Raw genomic sequence first — 10,861 nt, 5'->3', positions numbered from 1 at the left:
ACCATTGCCGTCGCGCCGCGACGAAGGAGTCCACCATGAAACGCCTGTCCGCGATGGCTGCGATGCTGTCCACCACGCTCGCACTGGGCGCATGCGCGACCGGTGGCGGCCTCAGCGACGCGCAGCAGCTTGCGCTCTATCGCGAGCATGCCGGTGAGCCGGTCCCCAGCTTCAACTACTTCGGTTCGATCAACGGCTGGACACCGCTCGGCGATACCGCGATCGCGGTCTGGACGCGTCCGCGCGAGGCCTGGCTGCTGGAACTGCATGGGCCCTGCAGTGGTCTGCAGTCGACGCCGGCGATCGCGTTGACCAATACGATGAACCGGGTCAGTGCCCGTTTCGACAAGGTGCTGGTGCGCGATACCGGCAGCAGCATGGACATGCCGTGCACCATCCGCGAGATCCGGCCACTGGACGTCAACGCGATCCGCGCGGCGGAGAAGCAGGCGCGCGAACAACCCGAGGCCACGCCGCCCGCGACCAGCCCTGCTACCGGCAACCCGCCTGCGGCATAGCGTGAGGTCGGGGTGGTGCGCGCGGTCTGGCAGCTCGTCGGCGATGCAGCCTGGGCTTGGTCTGGAGCCGTGTCGCGGCTTCAGGCTTCGGGAACGTAGCCGGCGGGCTTGTCGGCGCCGCCGCTGAACAGGAATTTTTCCATCTCCAGTTCCAGGAACGCGCGGTGCTTGGGGTCCAGCGGCGACAGCCGGTTCTCGTTGATCAGCATCGTCTGGTGCGCCAGCCACGTGGCCCAGGCGGGTTTGCCGATGTTGGCGAAGATGCGCTTGCCCAGTTCGCCGGGCCAGGGCACGAAAGGAAGCCCTTCGGCATCGCGTTGTTCGTAGAGGCAGAAGACGGTGCGGCTCATCGTGGCGGTGTCCGGGGTTCGTGGGGCAGGCGTGCCATCAGCAGGGTGCGGATCGGCGCCGGGATGCCGACCGACGCGAGGTCGCTGCGATGGATCCAGCGCAGGTCCTCATTGTCGCCCACGCGGCTGCGCAGCGCGACCGCTGGCCATTGCCGCGGATGCAGCGTCAGCCGGTAGTGGGTGAAGGCATGTGCGACCGGCGCCAGCGTCGCATGTGCGTCGAAGCGTCCGTCGATGTGTTCGTCGAACCAGTGCTGCGCCTGTGCCTCGTCCACGGCTTCCGGCAGCGACCACAGCGAGGCCCAGATGCCGCTGGGCGGGCGGCGCTGCAGCAGCACGCGGCCGTCCTCGTCCTGCAGCAGCAGGGCGATGGTCTCGCGCTCGGGCAGGGGCTTGCCGGGCTTGGGAGTCGGCAGTTCGTCGACGCGGCCCTGCTTCAACGCGCTGCAGTCCGATTGCAGCGTGCACAGCACGCAGGCCGGGTCGTGCCGCGTGCAGAGGGTGGCGCCGAAATCCATCTGTGCCTGGGTGTAATCGGCCATGCGCTGTTGCGGCAATTGCGCCTGTGCGATCTCCCACAGCTGCTTCTCGACCTTCGGCGTGCCCGGCCAGCCGGCGATGCCGTGGTAGCGGCACATCACCCGTTTCACGTTGCCGTCCAGGATCGGATAGCGATCGCCCCAGGCCTGCGACAGGATGGCGCCCGCGGTGCTGCGGCCAATGCCGGGCAAGGCCAGCAGGGCATCGAAATCGCGCGGCAGCTCGCCATCGTGCAGTGCGACGCATTGCTGCGCGGCCTTGTGCAGGTTGCGTGCGCGGGCGTAGTAGCCCAGGCCCGACCACAGCGCGAGCACATCGTCCAAGGGCGCTTCTCCCAGTGCGCGCACGCTCGGCAACGCTTCCAGCAAGCGCTCGAAGTAAGGCATCACCACGCGCACCTGGGTCTGCTGCAGCATGATCTCCGACAACCAGACCCGATACGGCGAGCGCGGGTGCTGCCATGGCAGGTCATGGCGCCCGGAGACATCGAACCAGGCCAGCAGGCGTTGGGCGAAATGCTCGTCGTTCGCAATCGTCATGGCGTCGTGGTCGTGGTCGTGGTGTTGGTCGAGTTGTCCGGGAGGGATGGGTCGCTGCCGTCGTCGAGACCGGCGTCTTCGAACTCGACGACCACGCCTTCCAGCCGCGCACCCGAGATCTCGATGCCGGGCGTCTCGATGCGCCCCTGCAGCGGCGGCAGCGGCGTGCCGCGTTCGAGCTGCGCGAGCCAGTCGCTGATGTCGGCCACGCGGAAGCGGCCATCGAAACGGGTGGCGTCGCGCTGCAGTTGCAAGCCGATCGGGCCAGACACATCCGCAGCATCGGCATAGCGCATGCCGAAGGCGAACGGTGCATCGGATGCCGACAGCGGCGGCGGCAACGCAGGCCACGCGTCCGGCCAGCCCTGCATGCGCCCGTCGAGCCGCACGACCAGTCGCCGACCCAGTGCGATCGCGCCATGCGATTCCAGGCTCGGCAGCATCTGCGTGCCGTGGAGCGCCATGCCGAGGGGCGCCAGCGTCCAGGTGGTGCCATCGAACCGCAGCGGTCCCTGCAGGCCCAGCGCGAACGGCATGCGGGTGTCGCCGGACACAACGCTCGCGTGCAGGCCCAGTCGTGCCGGGCGGACACGGATATTCCCATCGCCGAACAACAGCGGTCCCGACAGGCTCACCCAGGCGGGCATGCGCCAGTCGTCGCGCTCGATACTGATGTTGCCGACCACGGCGGCGCCGGCACCGTTGCCGGGACGGGTCATCGCGATGGCGACATCGAACGGGATGCGCATCGTGGTATCGACGTAGCGGCCGCGCAGGCGTGCATCGACCCTGGCATCGACGCGGGCATCGCGCGCGTCAGCGGCCTCCGGTGCCAACCGTGGAAGATCGACGGCGATGCCCTCGACGCGCCACGGCCCGTTGTGCAGCACGCCATCGCGGATGCGCAGTCCATCGACCAGCGTCGGCAGGCGACTGTCGCCTGGCGGGCGCGTCGCCAGCCACTGCTGCACGGCGGGCAGGTCGACGATCGGCCTGTCGAGTTCGATACGGGTGATCGCGAGCGTCTTGCCGCGGCTCAGGAGCGTGCGCCATGGCAGCGCGATATAGACGCGGTCGGCGCGCAGCAGTGCGCTGGTACCCGATGAGGGCGCGCCAGGCGAAGGCTCGGCAGCGGAAGGCACGCCAGCGGGTGAGGGTGCGCGCACGACGATGTCGTGGACCAGCAGCATCGGGCCGCCGCGCAGGCGGTAGTCGGCGTCGCCGCTGCGGCGGATGTCGAGCGCCAGCGTCCTGCCCAGCTGTCCCAGCACCAGGTCGGCCACGCGCGCCGGCGGCAGCAGCCAGTGCAGCAGCACGATGCCCACCGCGACCAGCACGATGAGGATGCCCGCGCGGCGCCACCAGCGTCGGCCGCGCGGAGCAGGGGGAGCGGCCGCCGCAGGGGCGTCGGCGCTCACGCGCCCAGCGTCTCCGGCAGCAGGGCATCGACGAAGGCTTCGGGATCGAACAGGCGAAGATCCTCCGGGCGCTCGCCGATGCCGGCGTAGCGGATCGGAATGCCGAACTCGCGCGCAAGCGCGAACACCACGCCGCCCTTGGCGGTGCCGTCGAGCTTGGTGACGACAAGGCCGGTCACATTGACCGCGGCATGGAACTGGCGCAGCTGCGACAGCGCGTTCTGTCCGGTGGTGCCGTCGATGACCATCAGCACTTCATGCGGTGCGCTGGCATCGAGCTTGCCGAGCACGCGACGGATCTTGCCGAGCTCGTTCATCAGCCCGGTCTGCGTATGCAGGCGTCCGGCGGTATCGGCGATCAGCACGCGGGTGCCGCGCGACTTGGCGGCCTGCAAGGCATCGAAGGCAACCGATGCGGCATCGGCATCCTGGCCCTGCGCGATCACGGCCACGCCGTTGCGTTCGCCCCAGGCCTGCAACTGCGCGACCGCGGCTGCGCGGAAGGTGTCGCCGGCGGCCAGCATCAGCGAATGGCCTTCGTCCTTGTAGCGCTTGGCCAGCTTGCCGATCGTGGTGGTCTTGCCGACGCCGTTGACGCCAACCGTCAGGATCACGAAAGGCTGGGCGTCGGCGGCAATGACCAGCGGCTGCGCGACCGGTCGCAGCATCGCGACCAGATCGTCGCGCAATGCCCGCAGCAGCGCATTGGCATCGGCGAACTCGCGCGATTTCATCCGCCTGCGCAGGTTGTCGATCAGCTGCGTGGTCGCGGCGATGCCGACATCGGCCGTCAGCAGCGCGGTTTCGATCTCGTCGAGCAGGTCGTCGTCGAGCTTGGGGTTGCGCGAGAACAGGCCGCCGAGGCTACGGGCGAACACGCTGCCACGCAGGCGTTCGCGCCAGCCGGGCTTGCCGGCTGCGGCCGGTTCGGGCGTGCCGGGCGCGGCGGCGAAGGGTTCCGGCGCGGCGGCCGCGAGCGTGGGTGCCGCAGGCGCGGGCGGTGCAGGAGCAAACGGTGCAGGCGCGGGCACGACCGCGGGCGGTGGCGTGACGGCAGCGAGCGGAGGCGGCGCCACCGTGGGGACAGCGGCGGTGGGCGCGGCGGGTGTGGGCGCTGCCGGGACATGGACAGGTGCAGGCGGCACCAGGCCCGTGGTCGATGCGGGCTGCGCGAGTGCGGGTGCGCTGGCTGCGGCGATGGCGTTTGCCGCCGCCATGGCCTGTTCGGTCGCGGCATCGACCTCTTCGGACGGTCGCGGTGCGGCCTGGTCCTGCCGACCGGGCGGCGGTCCCGGTTCGTCCGCAGGCTGTGCCGGTGCCGGCTGCGCGCCCGGGAAGGCGGCCGCCAGGTCGTCGAGGCTGTACTTGGAGGTGCGCGCGGGCGGATTGGCGCCTGCGTCCTTGTCCGGTGCGGCGTCGGAAGCGGGTTTTCGGCCAAACAGTCGGATCATGGGGGCGTGCGGCACAGCCAGACGGGGGACCCACAATGCTAGCACTGCGGGCGTGGCCGCCAGCTTGACGGCGACCGGCCTGCACGCGTCCCCGGGCGGATGGACAAGGCGTCGCGGCATCGGCGGCCGCCCGGCTCGCGCGGATGCGATGTGGTCGCGATAATCCGGGCTGGATTCCCGATCGACCGTTGCGTCCTGGAGTGACCGCATGACTGATATCCGCCGCTTGTTCGCCGGCCTGCCGTTGTCGATGGCGCTGGCCGCCGCAGTCACGCCGCCTGTGCACGCGATGCCGGTGCAAGCCACGCCCGCGCAAGCCACGCCAGCCGAAGGCGCAGGACAGGAGGCGGCCGCTGGCGCTGCGGCGCAGGCGCGGTTGCGGGCCCTGTACGAGTCCGAGTGGGCGTGGCGCCAGCGCGAGTACGGCAATGTGCTGGAGAACGGTCGCTGGGTATCCGATGGCCGGCTCGGCAGCGTCGCGCCGGAGGTCTATGCCCGTCGCCAGGCCTACTGGGAGGACGTGCTGGCGCAACTGGGCCGCATCCCGGTGGCCGGGCTTCCGCGCGAGGAGCAGGTCAATGCGCAGGTGTTCCGCGCCTCCCTCGAGGCCGAGGTCAACAACATCCGCTATCGCACCTTCGAGGCGCCGTTCAACAGCGACACTTTCTTCTGGAGCTGGCTGAGCCCGCGCCAACCGCCACAGAACGAGGCGCAGTACCGGCGCCTGCTGGCGCGGATGCAGGACATCCCGCAGCATTTCCAGCAGCAGATCGCCAACATGCGCGCAGGCCTCGCGCGCGGCTACTCGGTGCCGCGCGTGACCATCCAGGGCCGCGACAAGACGCTGGAGGCGTTCACCGTCGACGGCCCCGGCAATCCGTTCGCGGTCGCGTTCGCATCGATGCCGGCCAACATCCCCGAGGCGGTGCGCAACGAGCTGCAGGCCGAGTCGGCACGGCTGCTGAGTGGCCAGGTCGTGCCGGCGTATCGCGGGTTGCTGGCGTTCCTGCGCGAGGACTACATGCCGGCCGCGCGGACCACCATCAGTGCCCGCGACCTGCCCGATGGCGCGGCGTTCTACCGCAGCCAGATCCGCGAATACACCACGCTGGAACTGACGCCGGAGCAGATCCACAGGATCGGTCTCGACGAGGTTGCGAGGATTTCCGCGGAGATGCGCCAGACGATGCTGCGCGCCGGCTTCGAGGGCAGCTTCGAGGCGTTCCTGGCGTTCCTGCGCAGCGATCCACAGTTCTATGCGAAGACGCCGCGCGAGCTGCTGTCGTACACGACCTATGTCGCCAAGCGCGTCGACGGCAAGCTCAAGGACATCTTCAACGTGCTGCCGCGCTATCGCTATACGATCGTCCCGGTGCCCGATGACATCGCCCCGATCTACACCTCCGGGCGCGGTGGTCTGGAGGCCTGCCTGTTCAACACCTACGACCTGCCGTCGCGGCCGCTGTACAACCTGCCGGCGCTGACGCTGCACGAGTGCGCGCCGGGGCACAGCCACCAGGCGGCGGTCGCGCTGGAAGCGCCCGATCGCCCGGACTTCCGCCGCGAGACCTACTTCAGCGGTTACGGCGAAGGCTGGGGCCTTTACAGCGAATGGCTGGGCACGGTGATGGGCATCTACGAGACGCCCTACGAGGACTTCGGCCGGCTGACGTTCGAGATGTGGCGCGCTGCGCGCCTGGTCATCGATACCGGGCTGCACGAATACGGCTGGACCCGGCAGCAGGCGATCGACTACCTGGCCAGTCACACCGCGCTGGCGCACCACGACATCGAGACCGAGATCGACCGCTACATCTCATGGCCGGGGCAGGCGCTGGCCTATCACCTGGGCCTGCTGTCGATCCGCAAGCTGCGTGCGGAAGCCGAGGCCGAACTCGGTCCGGCGTTCGACCAGCGCCCGTTCCACGACGCGATCCTGGACCTGGGGGGCGTGCCGCTGACGACGCTGGAAGAACAGATGCGCCGCTTCATTGCCGAACAGAAGAACAAGGCTTCCTAGTCGCGGCCATGGCCGCGCATGGCGCCAGCGGTGTGGTGCCGGCGACGGGGGCTGACGCCTCGCCACGCGTGGGCGCGGGGGCGGACCGGGCTGGGATTGCCGGCCGGTCCGCGTCCACGCGCCGCCTGTCTCAGGTTGCCGACAGTTCCAGCAGCAGCTTGTTGAGCCGGCGCACGTAGCCGGCCGGATCCTTCAGTCCTTCGCCCGAGGCCAGCGCGGCCTGGTCGAACAGCACGCGTCCGAGATCGGCGAAGCGGCTCTGGTCGGTCTCGGCATCGAGCTTCTCGATCAGCGGATGTTCCGGATTGAATTCGAACACCGGCTTGGTGTCAGGCACCTGCTGGCCGCTGGCTTCGAGGATCTGGCGCATCTGCAGGCCGATGTCGTTCTGGCCGATCGCGAGGATCGCCGGCGATTCGGTCAGGCGATGCGAGACGCGCACGTCCGAGACGTCGTCGCCCAGCACGTCCTTCAGGCGCACGGCCAGCTGTTCGCGGGTCTTGGCGACGACTTCCTGCGCGCTCTTGTCGGCCTCGCTGTCGAGCGCGCCCAGATCCAGATCGCCACGAGCGACGTCGACGAAGCGCTTGCCGTCGAACTCGGTCAGGTAGCCCATCAACCATTCGTCGATGCGGTCGCTGAGCAGCAACACTTCGACGCCCTTCTTGCGGAACACCTCGAGATGCGGGCTGTCCTTGATCTGCGCATGGGTCTCGCCGGTCAGGTAATACAGCGTGTCCTGGCCTTCCTTCATGCGGCCGATGTAGTCTGCCAGCGACACGCTCTGCTCGCCGCTGGTGTCGGCGGTCGAAGCGAAGCGCAGCAACGCGGCGATCTTGTCGCGATTGGCGAAGTCTTCGGTTGGGCCTTCCTTCAGTACCTGGCCGAACTGCGTCCAGAACGCCTTGTAGTCCTCGGGCTTGTCCTTGGCCAGTTTCTCGAGCATGTCCAGCGCACGCTTGCTCAGCGCAGCCTTCATCGAGTCGATGACCGGGCCGGCCTGCAGGATCTCGCGCGAAACGTTCAACGGCAGGTCGGCGGAATCGACGACGCCCTTGATGAAGCGCAGGTACATCGGCAGGAACTGGTCGGCCTGGTCCATGATGTAGACGCGTTGCACGTAGAGTTTCAGGCCCTTGGCGGCATCGCGGTGGTAGAGGTCGTGCGGCGCCTTGCCGGGCAGGTACAGCAGCGAGGTGTAGTCGAGTTTGCCTTCGACCTTGTTGTGGCTCCAGGCCAGCGCGTCGTCGAACGCATGCGAGATGTGCTTGTAGAACGCCTGGTATTCCTCGTCCTTGATCTCGCCCTTGGGACGCGTCCACAGCGCGCTGGCGCGGTTGACAACTTCCCATTCCGGTTCGGCCGGCTTCTCGCTGTCCTCGCCGTGGAACGGCTTGACCAGCTCGATCGGCAGCGCGATGTGGTCGGAGTACTTCTTGATGATGCCGCGCAGGCGCCAGTCGTCGGCGTAGGCGTCCTCGCCTTCCTTCAGGTGCAGCACGATGCGGGTGCCGCGCTCGGGCTTGTCAATGCTGGCGACCTCGAAATCACCTTCGCCGCGCGACGACCAGTGCACGCCTTCGCTGGCGGGTGTGCCGGCGCGACGCGAGTAGACATCGACCTGGTCGGCGACGATGAAGGCGCTGTAGAAGCCGACGCCGAACTGGCCGATCAGGTGGGCGTCCTTCTTCTGGTCGCCGCTGAGCTGCTTCAGGAAGTCGGCGGTGCCCGAGCGCGCGATCGTGCCGAGGTGGGCGATCGCATCGTCGCGGGTCATGCCGATGCCGTTGTCGTCGATGGTCAGCGTGCGCGCCTTCGGGTCGCTGGAGATGCGGATGCGCAGGTCGCCGTCGCCTTCGAGCAGGCTGCCGTCGGTCAGTGCCTCGAAGCGCAGCTTGTCGGCGGCATCGGAGGCGTTGGAGACCAGCTCGCGCAGGAAGATCTCCTTGTTGGAATACAGCGAATGGATCATCAACTGCAGCAGTTGCTTGACTTCCGTCTGGAATCCAAGGGTCTGCTTGTCGGTCTCGGTGGTCATGGGCGTGGCTCGATCCGGTGGAGAAGAGGGCTTGAAAGGCGGCGGCCGCGATCGCGGCCAATGTCCTTGCAGATAGGGGCATTGCCTGGGGATTCAAGCGCGGGCGGTCGTCAGGGCAGGGTGGGGGCGCGACCACGGCTGCCCGATGACGCTCCCCTGGGGCGCACCCGCCGTCGTGTTGCAGGCGCATCGCCGATGTCGCAGGCCAGGTGCGGCGCGGCACAATAGCGGTATGAAGCCAAACACAGGACAGGTCCGCATCATCGGCGGCCGCTGGCGCAATACCCGCTTGCCGGTGGTCGAGCGCGACGGGCTGCGCCCGACCTCGGACCGGACCCGGGAGACGCTGTTCAACTGGTTGCAGCCGGCGCTGCCCGGCGCGCGGGTGCTCGACCTGTTCGCGGGCAGCGGTGCACTCGGCCTGGAGGCGCTGTCGCGCGGAGCGCGCGAAGCGCTGCTGGTCGAACGCGAGCCGGCCCTGGTGACCAGCCTGCAACAGACGGTGGGGCGCCTGGAGGGCGGCGATGCCGCGCATATCGTGCGCGCCGATACCGTGGCCTTCCTGCGGGCACCGCTGCAAGGGCGCTTCGACGTGGTCTTCGTCGATCCGCCGTTCGCCGCCAACCTCTGGCAGTCGGTGCTGCAGGCATTACCGGCATGGCTGGCGCCGGGGGCCTGGCTCTACCTGGAGACGCCGCTGCATTGCAGCATCGCGCTGGACCCACCATGGGCCGGGCATCGAACGGGCAGCACCCGCGATACCCGATATGGTCTGTACCGATGGCAGCCGCCGGAATGAGCCTGCGTTGCAGGATGAATGCAGCTTGACTGCGCTGGTACACTTGCCGCCGTCATCACGATGGACGTACGGCGGACAGGCATGAGCGCGGAACGCAACCGCATCGCGGTCTACCCAGGCACTTTCGACCCGATCACCAATGGTCATATCGACCTGGTGAACCGGGCCGCGCCGTTGTTCGAGCGGCTGGTCGTCGGCGTTGCCGAAAGCCCGTCCAAGCGCCCGGCACTGACGCTCGATCTGCGGGTCGGGCTGGCGCGGCAGGCCTTGTCGCGGCATCGCAACGTCGAGGTCGTCGGCTTCGATGGACTGCTGGCGCATTTCGTCCGCGAGGTCGTCGGCGGTGTGCTGCTGCGTGGACTGCGCGCGGTCTCGGACTTCGAGTACGAGTTCCAGATGGCCAGCATGAATCGCCACCTGATTCCCGAGGTCGAGACGCTGTTCCTGACGCCGGCCGAGCAGTACGGCTTCATTTCCTCGTCGCTGGTGCGCGAGATTTCGCGCCTGGGCGGCGACGTATCCGGCTTCGTGCCCGCGGCCGTGGCCGAAGCGCTGCAGGCCGAGTGGAAGCGCACGCATCCCTGATCTGATTCAATAGCCCCACACCATCATCCAACATTCACCGGACAACACAGAGGTAACACGATGAACACCATGACCCGCCTGATGCTGATCGCAAGCCTTGTGCTGACGTTCGCCGCCTGCAAGAAGGAAGAATCCACGCAACAGGTCGAGCAGGCGCCGGTGTCGGCCCCGACCAGCGAAGACCGTGGCGCGTGGGTCGCCTACATCTCCGACGTGGTCAACCGCAACATGGAAGGCATCAGCAACCAGCCGTTCGTGTACCTGCTGCCGGGCGAAAGCACCCCGGACTTCCAGGACCAGTACGACCGCCTGGCTGAGAAGATCACCGCCGACGTGTCGCGCGGCATCGTCAAGGGCAACCTGCTGGCCTATGCGTCGCCGGCATCGGCGAAGATGGCCGACACCGTCGTCGAGGCGTTCAAGGGCGTTGAAGCCAACACCATGAAGGGCGTGCGCGTGCTGTTCATCGGCAAGGCCGAGGACGGCGAGCGCGTCAAGACCGCCGTGGCCCCGGCCGGCGTCGAGTACGTGTTCGTCGACACCGCCAAGTAAGCCGCTCCAGCAAGGCTGCCTGAGACAGGGCTGGCCTGAGCAAGACCCGTC

At 68.2% G+C, this 10,861-nt stretch carries 10 protein-coding genes; 5 read left to right on the top strand and 5 right to left on the bottom strand.

The genetic code is table 11. The annotated features are described in order from the left end of the window. Positions 1 to 35: 35 nt before the first annotated feature. Positions 36 to 518 (top strand): DUF6491 family protein, encoded by a 483-nt coding sequence (locus ACYX7E_RS06140; protein WP_462079689.1) that lies wholly within the window; start codon positions 36 to 38, stop codon positions 516 to 518. An 80-nt stretch (positions 519 to 598) separates the two neighbouring features. Here the strand turns inward: ACYX7E_RS06140 and ACYX7E_RS06135 are convergent, their stop codons facing one another. The 4 genes from ACYX7E_RS06135 to ftsY are packed head-to-tail and all read right to left on the bottom strand — an operon-like array spanning position 599 to position 4,816. After that, complete coding sequence (locus tag ACYX7E_RS06135) at positions 599 to 868, bottom strand: oxidative damage protection protein (RefSeq protein ID WP_462079688.1); 270 nt, start codon at positions 866 to 868, stop codon at positions 599 to 601. Then, entirely contained in the window at positions 865 to 1,947 is a 1,083-nt protein-coding gene (gene mutY, locus ACYX7E_RS06130) for an A/G-specific adenine glycosylase (RefSeq protein ID WP_462079687.1), read from the bottom strand. Before mutY ends, ACYX7E_RS06135 begins: the two co-directional genes overlap by 4 nt. Then, positions 1,944 to 3,365 carry an AsmA family protein gene (locus tag ACYX7E_RS06125; RefSeq protein WP_462079686.1) on the bottom strand — a complete coding sequence of 474 codons (1,422 nt, stop codon included), beginning with the start codon at positions 3,363 to 3,365 and terminating at the stop codon, positions 1,944 to 1,946. Before ACYX7E_RS06125 ends, mutY begins: the two co-directional genes overlap by 4 nt. Then, positions 3,362 to 4,816: a signal recognition particle-docking protein FtsY gene (gene ftsY / locus ACYX7E_RS06120; RefSeq protein ID WP_462079685.1), complete on the bottom strand. Its 1,455-nt coding sequence runs from the start codon at positions 4,814 to 4,816 to the stop codon at positions 3,362 to 3,364. The genes ACYX7E_RS06125 and ftsY overlap by 4 nt, the downstream gene beginning before the upstream one ends. A gap of 208 nt (positions 4,817 to 5,024) precedes the next feature. Here ftsY and ACYX7E_RS06115 point away from each other — a divergent pair, with 208 nt between their 5' ends. Then, positions 5,025 to 6,836 (top strand): DUF885 domain-containing protein, encoded by a 1,812-nt coding sequence (locus ACYX7E_RS06115; RefSeq protein ID WP_462079684.1) that lies wholly within the window; start codon positions 5,025 to 5,027, stop codon positions 6,834 to 6,836. A 130-nt stretch (positions 6,837 to 6,966) separates the two neighbouring features. Here ACYX7E_RS06115 and htpG read toward each other — a convergent pair whose 3' ends face one another. After that, positions 6,967 to 8,874 (bottom strand): molecular chaperone HtpG, encoded by a 1,908-nt coding sequence (htpG, locus tag ACYX7E_RS06110; protein WP_462079683.1) that lies wholly within the window; start codon positions 8,872 to 8,874, stop codon positions 6,967 to 6,969. A gap of 232 nt (positions 8,875 to 9,106) precedes the next feature. On the opposite strand from htpG, the gene rsmD reads away from it, so the two are divergent. The 3 genes from rsmD to ACYX7E_RS06095 all read left to right on the top strand — a co-directional run bounded on the left by rsmD (position 9,107) and on the right by ACYX7E_RS06095 (position 10,810). Beyond that, positions 9,107 to 9,673 carry a 16S rRNA (guanine(966)-N(2))-methyltransferase RsmD gene (gene rsmD / locus ACYX7E_RS06105; RefSeq protein WP_462079682.1) on the top strand — a complete coding sequence of 189 codons (567 nt, stop codon included), beginning with the start codon at positions 9,107 to 9,109 and terminating at the stop codon, positions 9,671 to 9,673. Between the two features lie 81 nt (positions 9,674 to 9,754). Beyond that, positions 9,755 to 10,258, top strand: coding sequence for a pantetheine-phosphate adenylyltransferase (coaD, locus tag ACYX7E_RS06100; RefSeq protein ID WP_462079681.1), 504 nt, complete (start codon positions 9,755 to 9,757; stop codon positions 10,256 to 10,258). A 60-nt stretch (positions 10,259 to 10,318) separates the two neighbouring features. After that, positions 10,319 to 10,810, top strand: coding sequence for a hypothetical protein (locus tag ACYX7E_RS06095; RefSeq protein ID WP_462079680.1), 492 nt, complete (start codon positions 10,319 to 10,321; stop codon positions 10,808 to 10,810). Positions 10,811 to 10,861: the final 51 nt, after the last annotated feature.

The organism is Luteimonas sp. RIT-PG2_3 (assembly GCF_054902115.1).
This window is presented reverse-complemented; position numbering and strand designations above follow the sequence as displayed.